The organism is Sphingopyxis sp. H050 (assembly GCF_001468265.1).
Classification (GTDB): domain Bacteria; phylum Pseudomonadota; class Alphaproteobacteria; order Sphingomonadales; family Sphingomonadaceae; genus Sphingopyxis.
Genome location: NZ_LNRZ01000004.1, coordinates 193633 through 214414, shown reverse-complemented (window position 1 = coordinate 214414; position 20782 = coordinate 193633). Strand labels below are relative to the sequence as shown.

Below are 20782 nucleotides of genomic sequence, written 5' to 3'. Positions count from 1 at the left end.
TTAAATGCTGTATTTACACAGCCGCGGAAACCGCCTTATCTGCGGCGAATATGGCAAATCCAGACAAATGCCCTAAAATTGCATCTAGCCTCTTTTGGGGCCATGCGGTGGGGGCATGTCGATTTCGCCCGCAGAGAAGGCCCCCACGCTGGGGGCATCGGAGACCGTCATGGCGCTGACTGTAAAGGAAATAGACGCGCTGAAGCCGGGCGATAGGGCCTACAAGCGTAGCGACGCGCATGGGCTTTATATTCAGGTCGAACCGACCGGCGGGAAGCTGTGGCGACTCAAGTACCGATTCGATGGTCGGGAGAAGAAACTGGCGCTCGGGTCATATCCGATCGTATCGCTCGCCGATGCCCGGCAGCGCCGGGACGACGCCCGTCGCCTGATCGCCAACGGCGTCGATCCGTCGGCCGAGAAGCGCAAGAGCAAGCTTCGCTCCAAGATCGCGGCCGACAACACCTTCGGGGCCATCGCGGACGAGTACACCGCGAAGCAAAAGAAAGATGGAAGCTGGGCGCCGGCGACCTCAAAGCGGTCGGAATATCTGCTTTCGCTGCTACGCGGATCTTTATGGCCAATGCCGGTCGCGAGCATCGAGGCGATCGACGTCTATGCCGCGGTGAAGCGCATTCAGGATGCAGGGAACGTTGAAAGTGCGCATCGGACGATGCAGCTCGCCGGAGCCGTATTCCGGCACGCCATCTTGACCGGGCGGCTGGCATCGGACCCGACGCGCGATATTCGCGGCGGCCTCGCGAAGAGAAAAGTCACGAACTACGCTGCGATCGTGGACCCGGAGGGTGTCGGCCAGTTGATGCGCGCGATCGATTCCTTCGGGGGCCAGGCACTGACCAAGCTGGCGCTGCAGCTATCGCCGCATGTCTTTGTGCGCCCGGGCGAGCTTCGTTCGGCGGAATGGCGGGAGATCGACTTCGATAATGCGCTTTGGTCGATCAGCCCCGAAAAGACCAAGATGCGCAAGCCGCATCATGTGCCGCTATCGCGCCAGTCGATCGCCATATTGCGCGAAGCCCGCCAGATCACCGGCCCCAGCGGCTACGTTTTCACCGGCATACGCACGCGGGCGCGACCGCTGTCCGAAAACACTATCAACGCGGCCCTGCGGCGTCTTGGCTACGGTCCGGACGAGATGACCGCCCACGGCTTTCGGTCAATGGCGTCGACGCTGCTCAATGAATCGAAAAAATGGCACCCTGACGCAATTGAGCGGGCGCTGGCCCATGGTGAGCCGGATAAAGTGCGCGCGGCCTATGATCGGTCCCAATATTGGTCGGAGCGCGTCGAGATGGCGCAATGGTGGTCGGACTATCTCGATCAGCTGCGGAAGGGTGGCGACGTGGTTCCCATCGGGGGCGGGAGGGCAAACTCATCCGCCCCTCGGACATAAGGCAGACTTTATATGGCCCGCGCGGCCTTTGACTTAGTGACGCGGATCGCGTAAGAAAAAACCAATCCGATGCCACGGCGGTCGGTACACAGATGGTACATTAACCCATCGGGGCGGCGTTGGCCGCCCTTTGTGTATCTGGCAGGTGCTTATAGCCATATCCCTTGATCTTGCCGTTATATGGCGACCGATCATACTTCGCGTTCCAAAGGATATCACAGACCTGCTTACAGAAAGGGCCGCGGTTAACATCGTGGCCCATTTTATCCCTCACAAACATATGGCTGGGATGGGCAACGAGGTCGCAGAGCTGCAGACCGGCGATGTTGTCGGATTTCTTTCTGAATTTCAGCTTTTCGCCGCGTAGCTTGGAGGCGATTCTATCGGAATCGACGAATTGAGTTCCGCGTTTTCGCACGGCGAGGAATGCCGACTGCAGCAGCGCGTCTTTGCCCTGCCGGCTCTCCGGCATGATGTCGCCGATCGAGGTTTTACGCTCGAGAAACTGCACATATTTCTCGACCAGAATTTCCATCAACCAATGATAGGGATGGCGTTCCGACCAATGCGTTTGCCGGATCATCCAATTCTTGTCGATTAGCGCCGTGATCACGACGTACGGCGTATCCGAAAAGCAAGGTAGTATCCGCGCATCAAAGGCGCTGCGAAATTCGGCATCCTCCCGCACCTTCTGAAATAACCCATTGCCGCCCATGATCTCTTTTCGATGAAAGATCAGAGGGCTGTCCGGATCGTGCTTAAAGAGGTCCGCCTTGATCGAGTTAAATGCCGGCTCAAGCACATCGCGAGCATCTGAGATTTTCATGACCACACCGGTCAAGCTCAAGTATCTCGCCTTATCGTCGGTGAGGTTTGTGAGGTGGTCTGTGCCTACCTCGTCGACATAGAGTCTGTACATTCGCAGCGGCATCGCATTCGTGCGCCGATTCGGCAACCGGCGGACTGGCGGGCGGGTAGTCTCAAGCTCCCGCCCCGAGGCCGTGACGTCTCAAATCGCCCTGCCGACCAGCCTCGCGAAGCTCGGACGAACTTGCGCCCGTCACAATCTAAACTGCATCCGATTTGGATCTATTCGGAGCGCGTCGTTCCGATCGGGCGTGGCCAGTCGTCGGGAAAAACTCGATCATGCTTTAGCGCCCAGTCGTCCAGCGCCTCGCGCAGAATGTCCGACCTGCTACAGCTCGCGTGGCCTGCGAAATAATCGACGGCTGCCAGCATTTCCGGAGCGATGCGAACAGGAACGCGCGGGCTTTCTCCGGTCGCCGGACGACCGGGCTTGCGTTTCTGTGTGCCATTATTGCTTGACGTCATAGTTAACGTGTGCCAGAAACGGCGAACCGATGCAAGGGCTGGCACCCTCACATCGGCTCTGATCGCAACCCTGAGTAGAAGGGAATACGACTATGGATGCCGATAGCACCCGTGCGCCTGATGGCGCCACCGATTTAACCACGAAAAATGACGCCGCAATCCTCGCCGCTTGGGAGCGCTTCGCTGCCAATCGCAAAGCCGTCGGCGAATTGCGCGAAGAAACACCGGGCTACGAGGCGAAAGAGGAACGCCTGTGGGCTGCGGTTCACGCCGACGAGGTCTTTATCGGCGAAAGCACCGCCAAGACTCTGCTCGGCGTTGAAATCCAGCTCTGGTGCATCGTTTCACACGACGTCCCCCAATGGGAATGGGAGCTGGCAGTATTTCGCCGCGACATCTCCGCTTTCGATGGTCTCGATGAACATTTGGACTGGTCGACGCGGGTCGCCCTGCAAGCAATTCGATCGCTGCGCGCGATGGGAGGTGAAGCATGAGCATCACGCCATTCGCAATGAAGGCCTCGGCCTTTCGCATAGCAAAAGCAGCCTTTACCCGTTTCAGCAAGGACTTCGCTCCCAACAATGAAGCGCCGGACCACGAACAGCGCGCCTACGAGGCCGCGTATTTGCCGCTGGTAAGCGCTATGACAGATACCGGGCTGGCCGTCGTCAAATGCCCCGCGGCATCGATCCACGAGCTCGCCGAGAAGATCGAAATATTTCGTTCCGAAGAGATGTATGAATATCAGGACGTCGCTGATCTGCTCGACTTGGTGATAGACGACGCCCGGCGCTTAGAGGCGGTGGCATCATGACCCCGCCTCGCGATCCTTCCCGCGCTTGCGAGGCCGCCATCATCTTCGCGGCGGTGACTCTGGCAGTCGTAATGCTTGCCGTCGCCGACCTCGCGACACGGGTGCTGCGATGAGCGCGCTCGGGCATATCATGGAGTGAGGGGTGGCCGCTCGGCTGCCTCTCGACCTGGCGCTCGATATCATCCCGTCGCTGCCTCGTCCGCTACTCGCCCGCATGGTGGCGCGAATGATCGAACGGCTCGACGAGCTGGACGGCGATCCCGACCTCGAGCCCAACGGCGACGAGCAGGACTGCAGCGGCGGCGAGGATGATCGCCACCCGTCACTCGATCGGCTGCGCGGGCATGCACCAGATGATCGATCGCGAACCATGACCCGGGAAGGCCGGGAGCGCCCATATCGGACTTGCCCTGCCGATTTTCGGCAGACGTACATCCGCATGGGCTGGGACGGGATCATGGAGCACTATGCGACCAACTGGCGGGTCGTGGCGAGGTGGATCGACGAAACCGGACGCACCGAGTTGCGGGAAGCGCGGGCGGCCTACATCCGCGAGCACGGCCGCCGACCCCTCCATAGCGCGCGCTGAGACCTTACAGGGAATCGAATAGATCTCGCCAATCGGTTTTCTGTGAGGATCACAGGCGGCCTTTAAGAAATTAGGCCCCCGATAACGGCCCCATCGGTGCGCACGGTTCCGCAATTTTTACATGACGCGGCCCGGAGGCCCTCTGTCATTCTCCACCTCGACCACCGCCCTCGCATTTGCCGGGCTCATGGAGACGAGAATGACGAACGACCCCGAGGTTAGCCTTCCCTCCGATGAAGCGCTCCCCATCACCGAAGATGAAAAGGCCCGCGTCGTCGCCGTCACGCACGCCTTGATGATGTGCGGCACGGATCTCGATGTTTCGCTCGCAATGACGCCGACCGAGATCCGCGCCGTTGCCTGCAAAGCCATGGGCTCCGACGTCACCGATCGCAGCGCCGATTACATCCACGGCATGTTCGATGCCCTCTTCGCCGAGGGCCGGCGCCTCCCGCGCCACGATCCCATCCCTATGCCCCGTCCGAAACGCTGAGGAGCCCTGATATGCAAATGACCTTCCATGACCGCGCGCCGCTCGAAAAAGTGCGCCGCCTCGCCGATGGCCGCATCGCCGCGGTCTGCAAATTCGCGCGCAGCGGGTGCTACGAATATGCCGGGCACGAAATGGGGCGGTCCGATCTTGCGACGGTGACGGTTTACCGTCCCGAAAGCGAGGTCTTTGACGAAGCCGCGATGGCCAGCTTTGCGCACAAGGCGATTACGGTCGACCATCCGCCTGGCGGCGTCACCGTCGACAACTGGAAACAGGTCGCGGCTGGCTGGACCGAGGGCAAGGTCGCGCGCGACGGCGATTTTGTCGAAATCCCGCTCATGCTCGCAGATGCGTCTGCCGTGAAGGCCTATGACAGCGGGGTGAATCAGCTCAGCGCCGGCTATTCGAGCACGATCACTTGGGGGGACGGGATTGCACCCGACGGAACCAAGTATCAGGCAACGATGTCGCGCATTCGGGGCGACCACATTGCTTTGGTGGCCAAGGGGCGCGCCGGTAGCGAATGCCGCATTGGCGATAGCGCTCCCGATGCGGGCGCTGCCGTCCGCGACTATGCGCGCGCGCACCACTACGGCTGAGGGGGCGATCATGGCCAAAACTATCGCAGAGCGCATCCTCAGCGCCCGCCAGAATGACGGAATTCGGATCACCGACCTTGAGCAGCTTATTGCGGACGCCACGGCTGAGCGCGACCGGCTTCTAGGATCGGCTCAGCATCACGATCGCGAAAGTATCGACTTTGCTTTGAGCGATGACGATCGGGCAGACGCTGCCCGCCTGACTGTCTACGTCGGATCAGCGTCGTCGGCCAATGGTGTAACCGGGGCTCTAGCCGATGGGTTGGCGCTGCTTGCCGATAATCTCGACGTCATCATCCCCGCGATCGCAACGATCTCAGCCCTCATGGGCACATCACTTGTCGTGAACGCCATAGCAGGCTCGCGTGCATTCTTCGCGCTCACCGCGGCAATGGGAGGCGCTGCGACGGCTGCGGAGGCAGCGACCTTTGCGTTCGGCGGACTTACCGGTGTCCTCAGCGGCCCGGGCGGCGTCGTGCTCGCCATCGCCGCGGTTGGCGCAGGTCTGTACTATCTCGTTGGCCAGAGCGACAACGCCAGCAAGTCGATCGACGAGTTGCGCGACGCGAACAGCCAGAATGCGGCCGAACTCGACGGCATGATCGCCAAGCTCAAGGCCGCGGGCGTCCAGACCGACGAATTGGCCGCTGCCGCCGATCGAGCAAAGGGATCGGTCGATGGCCTCGCCGATTCCTACAGGCAGGCTCTGATCGAGGCCCGCAAGTTCAGTCAGGGTACGGCGGGCGGCAAGCTTCAAACCCTGAATGACGATATCCGCGCGTCGCAGAATCGACAGGCCAATCTCGTCGAATACATCCGCGCTGCGCGTGCAGCCAACCCGGGCGCCGTCCGCGAGGGGCGTCGGTCTCCGCAGCTTCGACAGGCCGAAGAGAAGCTCGGTGCCGAGCGGCGGCTCGAGGCTGGCCTGCGCGTTCGGATTCAAGTGATTGCCGCCGCGAATGATGCTGGCGTTGACCTTGACCCAAGCTCGACGCCGAAAGCCAGCACGGCGCCTACCAAGCCCGTCCGCTCGCGCACGTCCGGAGGACCATCAGGGCCGACGCAGGCAGAAAAGGACGCCCGCGCCGCTGACGAGGAAGCAAACCTTCGCATCGAAAGGCTGCGCGCGGAGGAGCGGCTGACGGACGACGCAACCGCGCGCGCTGATTTGCAACGCCAAATTCTCGCCGAGGAACGCGCCATGCGCGAATCCGATATCGAAGCGAAGGTCAAGGCAAAGGCCTTGACGGCGGATCAGGCGGCGGAGCAGCGTAAGATCCTCGACGCCCTGTATGGCCAGCGCATCACCGAGGACGATACCGGCGATATCATCGTCGAAAAGCAGAAGTCATTCTATGGGCAGGCCATTGCGCGCGAGGAGCAGGAACGCCTCGCCCGGCAGCAGACCGATGCGATGCGCGATGAGCTTGCGGCCCTCGGCGCCGAGTCAGGCGTTACCGACGTGCGCAAGGCTCGCGTCGAGATCGAGCGCCGGATGCTCGAAATTCAGCAGGATATCGAGCGCAAGTTGCTCGACGAGGCGATTGCTCGCGGCGACGTTGCGGATGCCGCCGCCGCACGCGCCGCGCTTGCTCGCAAACAGGCCGCCGACACGGCTGGTTTCGATCGCGACAGCAAGGGACCGCTCGGGCAGTATCTCGACGATATCCGCAAGGTCGGCCTCAACATGGACGACGAATTCGAGAAGGTTGCCGTCAACGGGCTGCAGAGCTTGAACGACGGGCTCACCGACGCGATCATGAACTCGAAAAATCTCGGCGACGTCTTCAAGTCGGTCGCGAAGGCGATCATCGCGGATCTCATTCGGATCGCAATTCAACAGACGATCGTGAACTCGCTGGCATCCGCGTTCAACATGAGCGGCGGTGGCGGTGGAGGCAGTGAGGCCAGCGCGGCCGCGGGAATTGCCAAAGGCGTCGCAGGCTTTTTCGGCCGCGCCTCTGGCGGCTATGTCGCACCGGGCCAAACAGTGCGCGTCAATGAACAGCGGGGCGGGGCCGAATATCTGCGCATGGGCTCGCAGGGCGGGACCGTCATTCCGCTCGGCCAAATCAACCAGCGCGCTACCCAGCCCGCGGTGCAAGGTGGCGGGGTCACAACGGTGCGCCTCGCGCTCTCCGGTGACATCGACGCGCGCATCGATCAGCGCAGTGCCAGCGTGGCGGTTGAAGTCGTGCGCGCCACAGCGGGAGAAGTCAGCGACTTGGGCGCACAGAAGGCCTTGAACCAGCTTTCGACGCCGCGGCTGTAAGGTTATTGTTAGGAGTGAACATGAATATCGAACCGAAGCCCGACCAGCCGCAGCTAACGGGGAATGAGCAGTTGCAGGTTATTCGTGCCGCGCTGCAGGTTCTGGATCCGACAATCTTTGAACTGCGACCGCACCCAGGTGATACCTGGACTATCGCGCAGCACTTCGAAGAAGCAATCCTGCAGGCGACCGATGCGAGCAACGGCGTGCGAACCATTCCTGAGCTTTTCCATGATATGTCCGCCGCGGCACTCAGCAAGGTCGATGAAGTCATCGCCGGCCGAGCTAACGGCATCCCTCTATAGCGGATCTGCTTCGCATTGCGCGGATCCTTGCGCTGCGATAGCCCCATGCGAAAGGGGAGAGACTATGGCCGAAACGAAATCATGCCCGATGTGCGGAACCGATGCAGCCGCCGATGCGACAAAGTGCCAGTGCGGCTACAGCTTCGCCAGCGTCGCCGGTATCGGAGGTGAAGCCGTCGACTGGACGCCGGACATGGGCGGCACGTCATCGCCGGGCGACAACTGGAACGGCTGGGGCATGGCGCTCGTCGGGATCGGCGTAATCGGCTTTGCGCTGTCATTCTTCATGGAGATATCGGTTTCGTCCTACGATTCGGACGTCGTGAATCTCGATCTCATGTTCCAGAAGGGTGTTGCGCTCGCGGTGAGCCTATTCCTCGCTGCGATGGGTGTGCTGTCCATGGGCGTCGGCGCGATCGTCGCTGCGGTGGCTTCTTCTAAAGGGTCCGAATGAACGCGGACGTTCCGATCGCCAGCGACGCAAGGGCAATATATAGCGCCCACTTAGCCGGCGTTCTCCAAGCCTCGCGCTCGCGCATGATGCTGCGGCACAATTCCGCCTCACGGGTGTTCGGCTTGGCGACGATCAGCTCGGCGAGCTCTTCGTCTGAATGCTTTTTTAGATAGGCACGGCTCGGGTTCAAAATATCATCGAGTGAAGTCGTCAACCGGCCAGCCTCGCTATCGAGCCATTGAGCGATGCTCGCCGATTGCATTCGTTCAAGCAGGGTCGGTTTCTTAGCCATCCTTGCCCCCGTCGATCACGCCAAGCGACGGGCGATCGTCGCCTTCGATGTCGAGCGCAGCCAGGCGCATCAAATGCGCGATGTCCGACCAGTCCTCAAGCTCGGGTTCGTCACTTTCCCGGCCTTCGCGCTCCAATCTGGATGCCGCCGCCACCAATTCCTCTGGCGCAAGCCCGCCCGATCGGACCATTGCGAGCGCGAGGTGATAGATGGCAGCGCGCGCTGGTCGCTGCGGGTCGCTTTCGATCTCATCCAAGGGTTGACGCTCGTAGGGCATGACTAGAACGCGTGGGCGCCTGCTATGCCGAGACAAATCACGGAGACGGCGAGCAGGCTGACGGCTAGTCGATCGGCGACGTCAGCGAGCTTCTGAGCGGCTTGAGCGGCTGTCCCAATTTCCTTACTGCCCTCGATCTCCATGTGCATCTCTAAGCGCCATCTCTCAGCTAAGTAATTGTAGTGCACCATCCCGACCGCGCCTCCCGAAATGGTGCTTATGAGTCCAGCCAATAGCGCCAGCTTTACCTCAAAGGGGTTCGCAATCTTGTCCGCGTTATCGATCGCGGCCAAAAACCCGCCAGCGTGAAGTGTGGTCAGGACAGTTATTAGCCAAGTCGTGATCTTTCCGGCAGTTGCGGCATCAGCTTCATAGGCCCGGCCCGCCGCTTCGCGGGTGATCGCTGCCAAATGGCGGGCGATCGGCTCTGTTGGCGTCTTTGGGTCGGCCTGCATGGCGCGAGGGTATGGCGGCGCCAGTCGACGCGCTAGAGGGAAATTATGGGGGCATATCGCGGGGCCTGATTATCGCTGCTGCCCTTCAATGATCGCACAAAAGGCGATTATTGAGACTTTGAGATTCCCGCTACCCGCTCCAAGCTCTTTCCCCGAACATCGTCATTCCACCGCCCGGTCCATGGCGTCCATATGCGCCTCGGGCCGTTCGCACGGGGCCGGCGGATCGCCCGCGACGGTACTGAAGCGTGCGCCGCGTTCGAGCGTGCGGTGAACGGGGCAGCGTTCGGCGATCTCCAGGATGCGCGCACGCTGTTCGTCGTCGAGCGCGCCTTCCACCGCGATGCGGACATTGAACAGGTCGGGCTGGGGATGGCCGGCCTCCTTCTGGTGTCCGACCGCGGTGCGGATACGCGAAACCGGCCAGTTCTTGTTGTCGGCATAGAGGCGGAGCGTCATCGTCGTGCAGGCCGCAAGCGCCGCCGACAGCAGATCGAACGGACTTGGCCCCGAACCGAGACCGCCGACGCTGACGGGTTCGTCGGCGAGGAAGACATGGTCGCCGGACGTGATCGCGACCTGGAACTTGCCGTCGCGCGTTTCCTCCGCCTCGGCATCGACCGAGGGCTCGGGTGCGGATGCCGGCGCGGTGAGGTAGGGCGCGGCCCAGGCGGCGATCATCGATCCGACGCGCTCGACATCCTGCGGACGGCTGAGCAGATGATCGGCGTCGTCGAGCGATACGAAGCTCTTGGGATGACGCGCCGCGACATAGATTTTGGTCGCATTCTCGATCCCGACGGTGTCGTCGAGCGGCGCGTGCATGACCAGAAGCGGTCGGCGCAGCGCCGCGATCCGCGCGCCCTGGTCCTGCTCGCGCAGATCGTCGATCAGCCCGCGGCCAACGCGAAATCGCCGGCCGGCGAGCAACACGTCTGCCGCGCCCTCGGCATCGATGACCGCGAGCGAGGCCGGATCGAACTGATGCAGCGTATGCGAGACGTCGAAGGGCGAATTGACCGTGGCGACCGCGCGGATCGAGGGCAGGGTGGCCGCCGCCGCGATCGCCGCCGCACCGCCGAGGCTATGACCGATCAGCAGCGATGCCGTCCTGCCTTGCTGTTCCAGCGCCTCGGCCGCGGCTCGCAGATCCTGAACATCGAACGAGAAGCGGCTGTCGGCGAAATCGCCTTCGCTCTCGCCGAGCCCGGCAAAGTCGAAGCGGAGCACGCCGATCCCGTGCCGTGCGAGCAGGCGCGCGATGCGCACCGCGGCGCGATTGTCCTTCCCGCAGGTGAAGCAATGCGCGAAGATTGCCCAGCCGCGCACGCGGCCGCCGGGCATTTCCATGCGTCCCGACAAAGTTTGTCCGGTGGACCCTGTAAACTGAAACGGCTGCGTGACCATAAGCCCCCTCCTGGCGCGCATCGACTCTGGCGACGCCCGGTGGATCGTCCCGCGATCACGGCCGCTTGTCCAACGCGAATGCTGGCGGATCAAAAAATTGTGCGCGGAACCTGGAACCATATCTGCCGCCGGTCGCTTCAATTACCTGCTCGATCGAAAGAGACGGTAGAATTTGCTTCCTGTCCTCGGACGGAAGCTAGGGAGCCCCGCCGCAGAAATGCGACGGGGCTTATCTGGCTCAGGGGGCCTGCGGCTTGCGCCGATATGAACGGCCAGGCGATTTTGCGACATTTTGAGACAAATTTTCGTCCATCCGGCAACGGATTGGGACAAACAGGGCATAGAACAGCCTCATCGGAACCCCCGGTTCCCCATGAGGAGTTCGTTACGTGAAGAAGAAGCTCACTTTCCTGACCCTGGGCGCAGCGTTGATCGCCGTGCCTGTTCTTGCCGCCCCCGGCGCCGGCTCCAAGGGCGACGCCGACGGCAATGGCACGCTGACCCGCACCGAAGTGCAGGCGCACGCCGCCGAGAGATTCGCCAAGCTGGACGCCAACAAGGACGGAAAGCTCGACGCGGCCGATCGCGCCGTCAAGCGCAGCGAAATGCACGCGAAGGCCTTCGAGCGCTTCGACGCCGACAAGGATGGCAACATCAGCAAGGCCGAATGGGATCAGGCCGCCAGCGATCGCGCGGCGAAGCGCGGCGAGAGGCGCGCCGACGCCGGTGAAGGCAAGCGGGGAATGCGCGGCCATTACGGCAAGCGTGGAGGCCATCATGGCCTGATGGCAGGCCGTGCAGACATCGACGGCGACAAGGCGATCAGCCAAGCGGAGTTTCAGACCGCGGCGCTTGCACGCTTCGATGCGGCCGACGCAAACAAGGACGGCCAGGTGACCGCCGCCGAACGTCAGGCGCAGCGCGACGCGTGGAAGGCAAAGGCCGGGGAATGGCGCGCGAAACGCGCCGCGCCGCCGCCGGCTCCCGCCAGCGAATAAGACATGGCGCGGGGCGGTGGCGAAAGGCAGGCTATCCTTCCCCCTCCCGGCATTGCCTTTGCCGTCCGCCCCTGCCAGCATCGCCCGCCGGTCCCATTCGACCGGCGGGCGAACTAGTGATTTTTACGGACACATCATGACCGACACGCCGCGCATTTTGCTGATCGACGACGAACCCTCCATCCGTGAGCCGCTGTCCGAATATCTGGCGGCGCAGGGCTTCGCCGTGACCGACGCAGCGAGCGCGGCCGAGGCGCGGTCGGTGCTGCGCGCGCAGTCGGTCGACCTGGTCGTCAGCGACATCATGATGCCCGGCGAAGATGGCCTGTCGCTGACCCGCCACCTCCGCGAGACCAGCGGCATTCCCGTGATCCTGCTGACCGCGCGCGCGGAGGATACCGAACGGATCATCGGACTGGAAATCGGGGCCGACGACTATGTCGTCAAACCTTTTAATCCGCGCGAACTGGTCGCGCGCATTCGCACCGTGCTGCGCAGGACACAGGCGGGCGGGGTCGCGCTCGACAGTGCGGGGGCAAGCTATGCCTTCGGCCCTTGGGTGCTGCGCGAGGTCGAGCGCGTCCTCGTCGACACGCAAGGGCAGGAGGTCGCGCTGTCCTCCGGCGAATATCATCTGCTGCAGGCGCTTCTTCGCCATCCGCGGCAGGTCATGAGCCGCGACCGGCTGCTCGACCTGGTTCGCGGGCGCGAGGCCGACATCTTCGATCGGGCGATCGACAATCTTGTCAGCCGCCTCCGCAAGAAGATCGAGGACGACCCCGCACATCCGCAGATCGTCAAGACCGTCTGGGGTGGGGGGTATACGCTCGCTTGCGAGGTCAGGCGCATGGGCCCGTCGGCGTGAAAATCCGTCTTTGGCCCAAAAGTCTTGTCGGCCAGCTGGTCTTTGCGGTCGCAGTGATGTTGTTCGTCGCGCAGGCGATCAACTTCGCGATGCTCGTCCGCGGTCAGCGCCAGCAGACGCTGGCGCACGGCGGCGGGATGGCGGTCGCGCGGATCATCGACGCGATCGAGCGTGACCGCCGCGGTGACTTTCGGCCGCCGCGGAACGAGGAGGAGCGACATCTGGCCCGCCAACGTGCCGAGAAGATGAGCATCACGGCCACGCGCCCACCGCTTCCTGCCGGCGCGGTTCGGCTGCCCGATCTGTCCGCCTATGTAGGCGACCTGCTGAGCGAAACCAATATTCGTGCCGAGACGGTCGATGCATGGGCGCTGCCACCGCGCCAACGGCTCCGGCGCCCGGCTTTGCCCGATCGCGCCGTGATCGTCGTCGCCAAGGTCGACGACCGCTATTTTGCGGTGCGGACGCGTATAGCCGCCGGTGGCAGTCGCCTCAAAGGCTTCCTCGTCTGGCAGACGCTGACGCTGTACCTCCTGATCCTGGTGCCGATCATGGTGATCGCCTATCGGGCTGCAGGGCCGCTGCGCGATCTGACGCGCGCCGCGCGGGCGAACCCGGCGCTGCGCGACACGACCCCGCTGCCCGAAGAGGGACCGTCCGACGTCCGTGACTTGATCGCGGCGTTCAACGCCTATCGCACGCGGATCGCGACGATGCTCTCGGACAAGGATCGGATGCTCGGCGCCGTCGGCCATGACCTCCGCACGCCGCTTGCCAGCCTGCGGGTGCGCGTCGAGGGGGTGGCCGACGACAAGCTGCGCGAAAAGATGATCGCGAGCATCGATGAAATGACCGCGATGCTTGCCGACATATTGGCGCTCGCGCGGTCGGGCGCGGGGACCGAGGTTCAGGAACGGATCGATCTGAGCGCGCTCGTCGGCGAGCTTGCGGGGGATTACCGCGAGCAGGGCAAGGATGTCCGCATCGGGGAAACCGCGGAGGCCGCCGTTCTCGCGCGTCCGATGCTGCTCCGCCGCGCGCTCCGCAATCTGATCGACAATGCGCTGGCCTACGGCGTCCGCGCACGGCTGTCGGTCGCCCTAGAGCCGTCGGATCGCGAGGCGCGGATCGTTGTTTCGGACGACGGCCCGGGTCTCACCGACGATCAGATTCGCACGCTGATCGAACCCTTCGCCCGCGGCGAGCAATCGCGCAATCGCGCGACCGGTGGCGCCGGCTTAGGACTGTCGATCGCGCGCGAGATTGCGAACGGCGAGGGCGGCATGCTGACGCTCGCCAACCGGGCCGGGGGCGGTCTTGACGCCGTGATCAGATTGCCGCTTCAGGCGTAGATCGCGATCGCTTGGCTGCCGCTCAGTACCGGCTCGCCGGCGCGGTTCCACAGCATCATGTCCTGCACCGACAGCCCGCCGCGGGCATAGCCGGTCTTGGCTGACAGAAGCCACCAGCCGCCGTCGGTCGTCGGCGTGCCGCCGAGCATGTTCACCGTCCAGTTCATCGAGCTGATCGGGCCGAACTCGCTGAACAGCGCCATCGCGGCCGGCGGCAACGCATCACCGAGCGCAAGCAGCTGGATCGCCGGATGGCATTCGGGCTGCTCGACGAAGCGGACCCAGGTCAGATATTCGCCGACCTCGCTCTTCCAATTGAAGCGGGGGCCCGTGGTCGGACGCATGTCGAAATGGCGCGTGAAGGACGGACGCGCCCTGTGCTCGGGCACCGGCTGCAGCGTCTCCGGATCAGGCGCTTCGGGCATCGTCAGGCGGTTGTGATCGAGATGGCTCGCCCGCTCGCCGGAAAAGGCAAAGACCGCCGAGGTCCCGAAGCCCTGGTCGCTCGACACGCCGGCGTCGATGAACAGCGAGGATTTCGACTGGCGCAGCACCCGCGTGTTGACGGTGCAATCGCCGCCGACCGGGCCGACGAAGCTGATCTGCGCGTAGCGCAGCGGCGTCTCGGTGGGGTGGAGCGCCATCGTGCCGGCCAGTGCGACCGCCGAGCTGATCCCGCCATAGGCGGTGCGGCCCTGCATCCAGCCGTCATCGATATGCGCGGTCGCGGCATCGCCGTCGACGCGCAGCGTGGAGAGAAGCGCGTCGAGCGCGCTGGGAGAGGTGGAGGTCATTTCTGCCATTTCATTTTCAAACCCCGCTCGCCCTGAGCCTGTCGAAGGGCCGTTCTTTTTCCGCGGGAAGGAAAGGACGGTGCTTCGACAAGCTCAGCACGAACGGAAGTGGTTATTCTTCGATCTGGAACGTCAGGCCGGCGTTGGCGGTCAGCCGCTCGACCAGCGCATCGCCGAGCAGCGCTCCCGGTGTCCACACGCCGCCTTTGCCTTTGTTTTCGAGCAGCGCCATCCCCGTCTCGGCGAGCATCTTCGACGTCGAGCCGTAGCCGGGGTCACGGTCGCCCTGAACGCTGGCGCGCACGGTGGTGCCGTCCGGATATTCGCCGATGAAGAGAACATCGTAGAAGCCGTTTTCGCGTTCTTCCTTGCTCGGACCTTCACCGGGTTTGATGCTGGGGTCGAAGGGGTTCGCCTTCGCGATCGCTTCGGCCATCGCCTTTCCGGCTTCGCCGATCGTCGTCATCACCATCTCATCATAGATGAGGTCCTCGCCCCACGGATGGCCGAGCAGGAGGTTGGTGCGATGGACATTTTTGGTGTTGATCGGCGCCATCACGAACGGCGCGGTCCAAGTTCCGGTCGCGCTGTCATATTCGGGGATCAGCCCGGTCGGTTGCGACGGCCCCTCGAAGCCCGGGGTCAGCGCAAAGCTCGACTTGAGCAGCAGCGCGAGCGATGGTTTCTTCGCGATGGCTTTCAGCGTCTCGGTCAGGCTGGCAATCGTGCCGCCCGACGCGCCGCCCGCCATCTTGCGGACGCGGCCCTTGACGCGCGGAGCAGGCTTGCCGTGGCGCTTGACCGCCTCGGCCTGGAGGAAGGCGACGCCGAGGTCGAAGGGGATCGAGTCGAATCCACAGCTGAAGGTGATGCGCGCGCCCGATGCCTTGGCCGCCGCCTCATGCGCGTCGATCATCTCGCGCATCCAGCCGGGCTCGCCGCAGAGGTCGGCATAGGCGGTGCCCGCGCGGACACAGGCGGCGACGAGCTCGCTGCCATAAAGCTGGTAAGGGCCAACCGTTGTCAGCACGACCTTCGTGCTCGCCGCCATCGCGTCTAGGCTGGCGGGATCGCTCGCGTCGGCGAGGATCAGCGGCGTCTCCTCGTCGGCGCCGATCAGGTCCCGGACATCGGCCAGCTTGGCGAGGCTGCGCCCCGCCATCGCCCATTTCGGCGCGTCCTTGCGGCCCTTGTAATGGTGCGCGAAATATTCGGCGACGAGGCGACCGGTAAAGCCCGTCGCGCCGTAGACGATGATGTCGAGATCGCGGGACGCCATGGCAAACCCTCCCTTTACGTAAACGTTAAGTGGAGGCTAGCGCAGACCGCGGGCGATGCCAAGCGCGAAGCGTCAGCGGCGCCACCAAGGGCGCTTGACGACCACCGGCGCGTCGACGGCTTCGGCGCGGCCCTCGGCGCGTGCGGCGCGCAGCTCCGCCTCATGCGCGGCAATCTCGTCGCGGCGCTTGCGGCGCAGCGCATCGTAGCTCCAACGTGTGTTGCCATAGCCGAAGAGGCAAAGCAGCCCGCCCGCGATCGCCAGATTCTTCATCGCCGCCATCGCCTGCTCGGGATTGGTAAAATCGCGGTGGAAGAAAAGTATCGTCACCAGCACGAAGCCTGCGAGCAGGATCGAGAAGAGCCGAGTGTGAATGCCGAGCGCGATGCAGATGCCGGCGACCAGTTCGAACAGTCCCGTCGGCACGGCCAGCCAGCCCGGCAGTTCGGCGGCGTTGATCAGTGCGGTCGTATCGTTGACGTGGATCAGCTTGTTGATCCCCGATACGATGAAGATCAGGGCGATGAACAGGCGGCCGATGAAGACGGCGATCATGGACATAGGGAATCCTCCAGTCGCGCCCCGTCCGCTGTGCAAAGAGGACGCGCGGGGCGGCGATGGGTTCCCGCTGTCCGCATTCGGCGTTAGCGCGGCGTGAAGGTCAGACTCTCGATTGCACAGTCGCTGCACTCGATCGCGCGCAATATCGCCGAACCAGGACCGGCGGGCAAGTCGACGTCGGCAAGCTTGATCGATTGCCACGCGGTGCCGGCCGGAACGGCGACCCCGAGTTCGTCGATCCCGATGCGGCCGCCCTCGGCCGATCGCACGCGTACGGTGACGGTCCAGCGGCCGGCCTTCGCTACGTTGGCGCTGTAGCGCAGAAACTCCCCGGTCACGAAATCGGTGACATAGGGCCTGCCGTCGGTGTCGCGCGCAATGTCGACGCCGTCGTTGCGGTAGGTCGTGCCATTATTCCACGGCGTCCGCTCGCCGCCAGTCGCGACATGATAATTGGCGTCGACGTTGTCCTGATAGGCGACCCCGGCGGGGCCGAGGTCATAGTCGGCGGCTCGGATGACGAGCGGCGCGTTGTCGAGCGTCCGCTGTACGAACGGCCGGTAAATGGCGTCGTGCGGCTGGCGAAACATGGCGTCGATGACGTCGGGTTTCGGAATATTGCGGTCGAAGCGGCTGTTGCGCGCGAGGGTCATCATCGCCGCATATGCCTCGTCGGCATCGGGCTTCGGTCCCTTGTCGGTCGCCCAGTCGACGATCTTCGCCCAGCCGGGGCCGGGATCGATTTCGAGCGGCTGGTTGAACCCGATCTTCTTCAAGGGCCAGAAATTCCAGCCGATGCCTGCGCCTTCGACCAGCGCGATCGCGTCGCGATACCAGACGTTGCTGTTCTCGCCCGACTCGCCGAGCCAGATCGGGCGGTTGTAGCTTTGGCGCAGGGCGGTGATATCGGCGATGCTCGCTTCGTCGTTACGGTTCCAATATTTGTGGAAGCTGATCGCCAGATTGGCGTCCCACGCGGACGGCAGGCCTTTGTAATTATTGCCCCAGCAATTGCCCTCGATGATGACGATATGCCTGGTGTCGACCGCGCGGATCGCGGCGGTGATGCGCTGTTGCAGATCCCATACGCCCTTGTTCTGGGTCTCGTCGCAGCCATTGCCTTTGCCGGGGGTCGCGAAGCTCCAGTTGGGCTCGTTGATCATGTCATAGGCGCCGATCCACGGCTCGTCCTTGTAGCGCGCCGCGAGCTTCTTCCAAAGCGCGACCGTCTTGCGCTGATTCTCCTCGCTCTCCCACAGCGAGGCTTCGTGGGGTCGCGGTCGGAAATGGCGAGGTCGTTGCCCTGGCCGCCTGGCGCGGCGTGGAGGTCGAGGATCAGGTAGATGCGGTTCGCCTTGCTCCATGCGAGCAGGCGGTCGATGCGCCGGAAACCTTCCTCCAGCCAAGTGTCTTGGCCCGGGCTCGGTTCCTTGTCGACGGGCAGGGTGAGCTGGTCGAAGTGAATCGGCAGGCGCACCGAATTGAAGCCCCACTTCGCCATCTGGTCGATGTCGGCCTTGGTTGTGTGGTTGTCGAGCCAGGCGCGGTAGAATGCGGCGGTGCGCTCCTCGCCGACCAGTTCGACGAGCTTCGCGCGGATTTTGTGCTGCTGCTCCACCTCGCCGAGCTTCAGCATATAGCCCTCCTGCAGCATCCAGCCGCCGAGGCCCATACCGCGAAGGATGACGGGCTTGCCGCTTTCGTCGACGATCTGCGTGCCGTCGACTTTCAACCAGCCTTCGGCATGCGCCGGGGCGGAAGAAAGCAGAGCTGCGCCAGCCAGTGCAAGCGGAACGAATTTCATGACCTCATCCCCAATTTTTGATTTTTTGGGAACGTTATCAATTTTCGCGGCGAGGGCAAGCGCGTTGCCATATGCCGCGGTATCTAGAGCTTGGGGAGGGTGACGCCCTTCTGTCCCATATATTTGCCCGCGCGGTCGGCGTAGCTCGTCTCGCATGGCTCATTGCCCTGCAGGAACAGGAACTGGCACGCGCCTTCATTAGCGTAGATTTTGGCGGGCAGGGGAGTGGTGTTCGAGAACTCGAGCGTCACATGGCCTTCCCAGCCGGGCTCCAGCGGAGTGACGTTCACGATGATGCCGCAGCGCGCATAGGTCGACTTGCCGAGGCAGATGACGAGCACGTCGCGCGGGATACGGAAATATTCGACCGTGCGGGCGAGCGCGAAGCTGTTCGGCGGGATGATGCAGACGTCGGTTTCGCGATCGACGAAATTCTTCGGATCGAACGCCTTGGGATCGACGATCGTGCTGTCGACATTGGTGAAGATCTTGAACTCGGGCGCGACGCGGGCGTCATAGCCATAGGAGGAGAGGCCGTAGCTGATGCAGCCGTCGCGGCGCTGCGCCTCCACGAAGGGCTCGATCATGCCCTGCGTCCGGGCAGCTTCGCGAATCCATTTGTCGGAAAGAATGCTCATGCGATTGTCTTGTCGGTCCTGTCGGCCTTGCGCAAGCGGTCAGTCGATGAGGTCGAGATCCTTAGGCCCGAAGGCCGCGGGGAGTAGCTCGCTGAGCCGGTAGCTGTGCACCGACATGCCGTCACCCGATGCACAATGAATCAGGATGTCGGTCTTCGACCGCTCGGCCGCCTCGTTGAGGATCTGGCGACAACGTCCGCACGGGTTGACCGGGGCGCTGCCGATCAGGTCGTCGCCATCGGGCCGTCCGCCGACGATGGCTACCTCGGCGAGTTCGCCGATCCAGCCTTCGTTGGCGATCTTCGCCACCGCCGCCGTTTCGGCGCAAAGCGTGAGCCCGTAGCTGGCATTCTCGACATTGGCGCCGGTCACGACGTCGCCGTTCTTCAGCAACAGCGCCGCCCCGACATGGAAGCCCGAATAGGGTGCATAGGCCCGGCTCGCGGCATCGCGCGCGGCGGCGATCAGGGCGTCGCGGGTATCGCTCATGGCATGTCTCCTTGCGGGCGCAGTACGTTCCAGCCGACCGTCCCGTCGGCGCCGTTCAAACGGATATAGTCATTCGCCTGCCACATCGCCCAGGGGTGCGCGCCATAATCGGGCTCGAAAAAATCGCGGCGCAGCCATGTCGTTCGCGCGATCCCCTGCGTCACCTTGTAATCGGCCTCGAAAGCGGGGCCGGGAGCGATGAGGCTGCGCTTGCCGGTATGCGCCTCGATCTGCGCCAGAAAGGTGGCGAGTTCGGACAGCAGCAGTGCGCGTGTCGGCCGATCGGGGCAGCGGTCGTCATAGTCGAGCCAGACGACGGCGGGCAGCGCGTCGGCGCGGCGCGGGACGTGGCGGATGAAATTCGCGGCCTGATCGGTCGCAAGCTGGCACAGGCTGTACCGATGCATCGCGCCGACCTGCACGCCCATCGCGCGCGCGGCGGAAAGATTCTTCGCGAACCGGGGGTCAACCCCGCCCGCCCCATCGGTTGCGGCGACGTAAGCGAAATCTGCGCCTGCCGCCTTGATCGATCCCCAATGCACCTCGCCGTTGTCGGCGCTGATTGTCACGCCCTGGATCGGAAAGGCATCGCGCGTCGGCGTCCAGCGCGCCGCCCACCACATCGCCAGTCCCGCGAGCAAGACAAGGACGAGCAACCAGCCAAGGATGCGGCGGAGGAGGCGCATCGCCGCGCTTCGCCAGTCGCGAAGCGCGTTGCCCGCTCGATTGGCCAGCCCCGCCGCCATCGTCAGCCCTTGATGTGGAGCACGCAGATCAGCGTGAACAGCCTTCGCGCGGTGTCGAAATCGACCGCGATCTTGCCGTCCAGCCGGTCCATCAGCATTTCGGCGGCTTCATTGTGGAGCCCGCGGCGCGCCATGTCGACCGTCTCGATCTGCTGTGCGGTCGAGGTCTTGATCGCCTGATAATAGGAATCGCAGATCGCGAAATAATCGCGGATCGGGCGGCGGAAACGGCCGAGGCCAAGAATGATTGCTTCGAGGGGTGAGCCGTCCTCGCGGCTGATTTCAAAGACCAGTCGGCCCTCTTCGACGCGAAGTTTCAGGCGATAAGGCCCCGCATAGCTATCGGGGTGGCCGCGCTGCGGCACAAACTTGTTCTCCTCGAGCAGGTCGAAGATAGCGACGCGCCGTTCCTGTTCGACGTCGGGATTGCGCCAGACAATGGACCCTTCGTCGAGGTCGATTGAGATGATGCGCTGTTTGGAAGGATCGGCGTCGGTCATGCTGCTACGGCTTCTACTTGCCGCGCCGCGAAGGGCAAGAGGGCGACTTATTC

General features: G+C 63.5%; 27 protein-coding genes. 12 read left to right on the top strand and 15 right to left on the bottom strand.

Annotated features, from left to right (window positions below; genetic code table 11):
• Positions 1-169: 169 nt before the first annotated feature.
• A complete protein-coding gene (locus ATE67_RS10170; RefSeq protein ID WP_058816597.1) occupies positions 170-1414 on the top strand; it encodes a tyrosine-type recombinase/integrase in 1245 nt (414 codons plus the stop codon).
• Positions 1415-1514: 100 nt separating this feature from the next.
• Here ATE67_RS10170 and ATE67_RS10165 read toward each other — a convergent pair whose 3' ends face one another.
• Positions 1515-2333 carry a DUF3800 domain-containing protein gene (locus ATE67_RS10165; RefSeq protein ID WP_058816596.1) on the bottom strand — a complete coding sequence of 273 codons (819 nt, stop codon included), beginning with the start codon at positions 2331-2333 and terminating at the stop codon, positions 1515-1517.
• Between the two features lie 170 nt (positions 2334-2503).
• Complete coding sequence (locus ATE67_RS21390; protein WP_156416976.1) at positions 2504-2746, bottom strand: hypothetical protein; 243 nt, start codon at positions 2744-2746, stop codon at positions 2504-2506.
• Between the two features lie 92 nt (positions 2747-2838).
• On the opposite strand from ATE67_RS21390, the gene ATE67_RS10160 reads away from it, so the two are divergent.
• From ATE67_RS10160 to ATE67_RS10125, 8 genes are all read left to right on the top strand, one after another.
• Positions 2839-3240 carry a hypothetical protein gene (locus ATE67_RS10160; RefSeq protein WP_058816595.1) on the top strand — a complete coding sequence of 134 codons (402 nt, stop codon included), beginning with the start codon at positions 2839-2841 and terminating at the stop codon, positions 3238-3240.
• Positions 3237-3560 carry a hypothetical protein gene (locus ATE67_RS10155; protein WP_058816594.1) on the top strand — a complete coding sequence of 108 codons (324 nt, stop codon included), beginning with the start codon at positions 3237-3239 and terminating at the stop codon, positions 3558-3560. Before ATE67_RS10160 ends, ATE67_RS10155 begins: the two co-directional genes overlap by 4 nt.
• Positions 3561-3702: 142 nt before the next feature.
• Positions 3703-4149, top strand: coding sequence for a hypothetical protein (locus ATE67_RS21385; protein WP_156416975.1), 447 nt, complete (start codon positions 3703-3705; stop codon positions 4147-4149).
• A 199-nt stretch (positions 4150-4348) separates the two neighbouring features.
• A complete protein-coding gene (locus tag ATE67_RS10145; RefSeq protein ID WP_058816592.1) occupies positions 4349-4642 on the top strand; it encodes a hypothetical protein in 294 nt (97 codons plus the stop codon).
• An 11-nt stretch (positions 4643-4653) separates the two neighbouring features.
• Positions 4654-5241, top strand: coding sequence for a DUF2213 domain-containing protein (locus ATE67_RS10140; RefSeq protein WP_156416974.1), 588 nt, complete (start codon positions 4654-4656; stop codon positions 5239-5241).
• A complete protein-coding gene (locus ATE67_RS10135; RefSeq protein WP_058816590.1) occupies positions 5216-7513 on the top strand; it encodes a phage tail tape measure C-terminal domain-containing protein in 2298 nt (765 codons plus the stop codon). The genes ATE67_RS10140 and ATE67_RS10135 overlap by 26 nt, the downstream gene beginning before the upstream one ends.
• 20 nt (positions 7514-7533) lie before the next feature.
• The gene (locus ATE67_RS10130) at positions 7534-7818 is read left to right on the top strand and encodes a hypothetical protein (protein ID WP_058816589.1); all 285 of its coding nucleotides are present in this window, start codon (positions 7534-7536) and stop codon (positions 7816-7818) included.
• A gap of 64 nt (positions 7819-7882) precedes the next feature.
• The gene (locus ATE67_RS10125; protein WP_058816588.1) at positions 7883-8272 is read left to right on the top strand and encodes a hypothetical protein; all 390 of its coding nucleotides are present in this window, start codon (positions 7883-7885) and stop codon (positions 8270-8272) included.
• Here ATE67_RS10125 and ATE67_RS10120 read toward each other — a convergent pair.
• The 4 genes from ATE67_RS10120 to ATE67_RS10105 form a co-directional block, all read right to left on the bottom strand.
• On the bottom strand, positions 8256-8564 hold the full coding sequence (locus ATE67_RS10120) for a hypothetical protein (protein ID WP_156416973.1): 309 nt from the start codon (positions 8562-8564) through the stop codon (positions 8256-8258). The genes ATE67_RS10125 and ATE67_RS10120 overlap by 17 nt on opposite strands.
• On the bottom strand, positions 8557-8820 hold the full coding sequence (locus tag ATE67_RS10115; protein ID WP_156416972.1) for a hypothetical protein: 264 nt from the start codon (positions 8818-8820) through the stop codon (positions 8557-8559). Before ATE67_RS10115 ends, ATE67_RS10120 begins: the two co-directional genes overlap by 8 nt.
• A gap of 23 nt (positions 8821-8843) precedes the next feature.
• Positions 8844-9296, bottom strand: coding sequence for a hypothetical protein (locus ATE67_RS10110; protein ID WP_058816585.1), 453 nt, complete (start codon positions 9294-9296; stop codon positions 8844-8846).
• Positions 9297-9458: 162 nt separating this feature from the next.
• Positions 9459-10646: a bifunctional alpha/beta hydrolase/OsmC family protein gene (locus tag ATE67_RS10105; RefSeq protein WP_231728110.1), complete on the bottom strand. Its 1188-nt coding sequence runs from the start codon at positions 10644-10646 to the stop codon at positions 9459-9461.
• A 446-nt stretch (positions 10647-11092) separates the two neighbouring features.
• On the opposite strand from ATE67_RS10105, the gene ATE67_RS10100 reads away from it, so the two are divergent.
• The 3 genes from ATE67_RS10100 to ATE67_RS10090 all read left to right on the top strand — a co-directional run bounded on the left by ATE67_RS10100 (position 11093) and on the right by ATE67_RS10090 (position 13918).
• Positions 11093-11701, top strand: coding sequence for a hypothetical protein (locus ATE67_RS10100; protein WP_058816583.1), 609 nt, complete (start codon positions 11093-11095; stop codon positions 11699-11701).
• Positions 11702-11837: 136 nt separating this feature from the next.
• Complete coding sequence (locus tag ATE67_RS10095; RefSeq protein WP_058816582.1) at positions 11838-12566, top strand: response regulator; 729 nt, start codon at positions 11838-11840, stop codon at positions 12564-12566.
• Positions 12563-13918 (top strand): ATP-binding protein, encoded by a 1356-nt coding sequence (locus tag ATE67_RS10090; RefSeq protein WP_058816581.1) that lies wholly within the window; start codon positions 12563-12565, stop codon positions 13916-13918. The genes ATE67_RS10095 and ATE67_RS10090 overlap by 4 nt, the downstream gene beginning before the upstream one ends.
• Here the strand turns inward: ATE67_RS10090 and ATE67_RS10085 are convergent.
• The 9 genes from ATE67_RS10085 to ATE67_RS10050 form a co-directional block, all read right to left on the bottom strand.
• Complete coding sequence (locus tag ATE67_RS10085; protein WP_058816744.1) at positions 13909-14712, bottom strand: acyl-CoA thioesterase; 804 nt, start codon at positions 14710-14712, stop codon at positions 13909-13911. The two genes, ATE67_RS10090 and ATE67_RS10085, sit on opposite strands and share 10 nt — an antisense overlap.
• Positions 14713-14824: 112 nt before the next feature.
• Positions 14825-15991, bottom strand: a complete 1167-nt coding sequence (locus ATE67_RS10080) for a saccharopine dehydrogenase family protein (protein ID WP_058816580.1) — start codon at positions 15989-15991, stop codon at positions 14825-14827.
• Between the two features lie 72 nt (positions 15992-16063).
• Positions 16064-16552, bottom strand: coding sequence for a DoxX family protein (locus ATE67_RS10075; RefSeq protein ID WP_058816579.1), 489 nt, complete (start codon positions 16550-16552; stop codon positions 16064-16066).
• Positions 16553-16635: 83 nt separating this feature from the next.
• Positions 16636-17811 (bottom strand): cellulase family glycosylhydrolase, encoded by a 1176-nt coding sequence (locus tag ATE67_RS21675; protein WP_269433450.1) that lies wholly within the window; start codon positions 17809-17811, stop codon positions 16636-16638.
• Positions 17712-18356 carry a glycoside hydrolase family 5 protein gene (locus ATE67_RS22000; protein WP_197411919.1) on the bottom strand — a complete coding sequence of 215 codons (645 nt, stop codon included), beginning with the start codon at positions 18354-18356 and terminating at the stop codon, positions 17712-17714. The genes ATE67_RS21675 and ATE67_RS22000 overlap by 100 nt, the downstream gene beginning before the upstream one ends.
• Before the next feature lie 83 nt (positions 18357-18439).
• Complete coding sequence (gene dcd / locus ATE67_RS10065; RefSeq protein ID WP_058816578.1) at positions 18440-18994, bottom strand: dCTP deaminase; 555 nt, start codon at positions 18992-18994, stop codon at positions 18440-18442.
• A 39-nt stretch (positions 18995-19033) separates the two neighbouring features.
• Positions 19034-19483 (bottom strand): cytidine deaminase, encoded by a 450-nt coding sequence (locus ATE67_RS10060; RefSeq protein ID WP_058816577.1) that lies wholly within the window; start codon positions 19481-19483, stop codon positions 19034-19036.
• On the bottom strand, positions 19480-20229 hold the full coding sequence (locus tag ATE67_RS10055; protein WP_058816576.1) for a glycoside hydrolase family 25 protein: 750 nt from the start codon (positions 20227-20229) through the stop codon (positions 19480-19482). Before ATE67_RS10055 ends, ATE67_RS10060 begins: the two co-directional genes overlap by 4 nt.
• A gap of 2 nt (positions 20230-20231) precedes the next feature.
• On the bottom strand, positions 20232-20729 hold the full coding sequence (locus ATE67_RS10050) for a UPF0262 family protein (protein ID WP_058816575.1): 498 nt from the start codon (positions 20727-20729) through the stop codon (positions 20232-20234).
• Positions 20730-20782: the final 53 nt, after the last annotated feature.

Excerpts from the sequence above, each read along its gene's own strand:
- ATE67_RS10170 (WP_058816597.1), top strand. The coding sequence starts at position 170 with ATGGCGCTGACTGTAAAGGAAATAGACGCGCTGAAGCCGGGCGATAGG.
- ATE67_RS10165 (WP_058816596.1), bottom strand. The coding sequence starts at position 2,333 with ATGTACAGACTCTATGTCGACGAGGTAGGCACAGACCACCTCACAAAC.
- ATE67_RS21390 (WP_156416976.1), bottom strand. The coding sequence starts at position 2,746 with ATGACGTCAAGCAATAATGGCACACAGAAACGCAAGCCCGGTCGTCCG.
- ATE67_RS10160 (WP_058816595.1), top strand. The coding sequence starts at position 2,839 with ATGGATGCCGATAGCACCCGTGCGCCTGATGGCGCCACCGATTTAACC.
- ATE67_RS10155 (WP_058816594.1), top strand. The coding sequence starts at position 3,237 with ATGAGCATCACGCCATTCGCAATGAAGGCCTCGGCCTTTCGCATAGCA.
- ATE67_RS10145 (WP_058816592.1), top strand. The coding sequence starts at position 4,349 with ATGACGAACGACCCCGAGGTTAGCCTTCCCTCCGATGAAGCGCTCCCC.
- ATE67_RS10140 (WP_156416974.1), top strand. The coding sequence starts at position 4,654 with ATGCAAATGACCTTCCATGACCGCGCGCCGCTCGAAAAAGTGCGCCGC.
- ATE67_RS10135 (WP_058816590.1), top strand. The coding sequence starts at position 5,216 with ATGCGCGCGCGCACCACTACGGCTGAGGGGGCGATCATGGCCAAAACT.
- ATE67_RS10130 (WP_058816589.1), top strand. The coding sequence starts at position 7,534 with ATGAATATCGAACCGAAGCCCGACCAGCCGCAGCTAACGGGGAATGAG.
- ATE67_RS10125 (WP_058816588.1), top strand. The coding sequence starts at position 7,883 with ATGGCCGAAACGAAATCATGCCCGATGTGCGGAACCGATGCAGCCGCC.
- ATE67_RS10120 (WP_156416973.1), bottom strand. The coding sequence starts at position 8,564 with ATGGCTAAGAAACCGACCCTGCTTGAACGAATGCAATCGGCGAGCATC.
- ATE67_RS10110 (WP_058816585.1), bottom strand. The coding sequence starts at position 9,296 with ATGCAGGCCGACCCAAAGACGCCAACAGAGCCGATCGCCCGCCATTTG.
- ATE67_RS10105 (WP_231728110.1), bottom strand. The coding sequence starts at position 10,646 with ATGGAAATGCCCGGCGGCCGCGTGCGCGGCTGGGCAATCTTCGCGCAT.
- ATE67_RS10095 (WP_058816582.1), top strand. The coding sequence starts at position 11,838 with ATGACCGACACGCCGCGCATTTTGCTGATCGACGACGAACCCTCCATC.
- ATE67_RS10085 (WP_058816744.1), bottom strand. The coding sequence starts at position 14,712 with ATGACCTCCACCTCTCCCAGCGCGCTCGACGCGCTTCTCTCCACGCTG.
- ATE67_RS10080 (WP_058816580.1), bottom strand. The coding sequence starts at position 15,991 with ATGGCGTCCCGCGATCTCGACATCATCGTCTACGGCGCGACGGGCTTT.
- ATE67_RS10075 (WP_058816579.1), bottom strand. The coding sequence starts at position 16,552 with ATGTCCATGATCGCCGTCTTCATCGGCCGCCTGTTCATCGCCCTGATC.
- ATE67_RS22000 (WP_197411919.1), bottom strand. The coding sequence starts at position 18,356 with ATGAAATTCGTTCCGCTTGCACTGGCTGGCGCAGCTCTGCTTTCTTCC.
- dcd (WP_058816578.1), bottom strand. The coding sequence starts at position 18,994 with ATGAGCATTCTTTCCGACAAATGGATTCGCGAAGCTGCCCGGACGCAG.
- ATE67_RS10060 (WP_058816577.1), bottom strand. The coding sequence starts at position 19,483 with ATGAGCGATACCCGCGACGCCCTGATCGCCGCCGCGCGCGATGCCGCG.
- ATE67_RS10055 (WP_058816576.1), bottom strand. The coding sequence starts at position 20,229 with ATGGCGGCGGGGCTGGCCAATCGAGCGGGCAACGCGCTTCGCGACTGG.
- ATE67_RS10050 (WP_058816575.1), bottom strand. The coding sequence starts at position 20,729 with ATGACCGACGCCGATCCTTCCAAACAGCGCATCATCTCAATCGACCTC.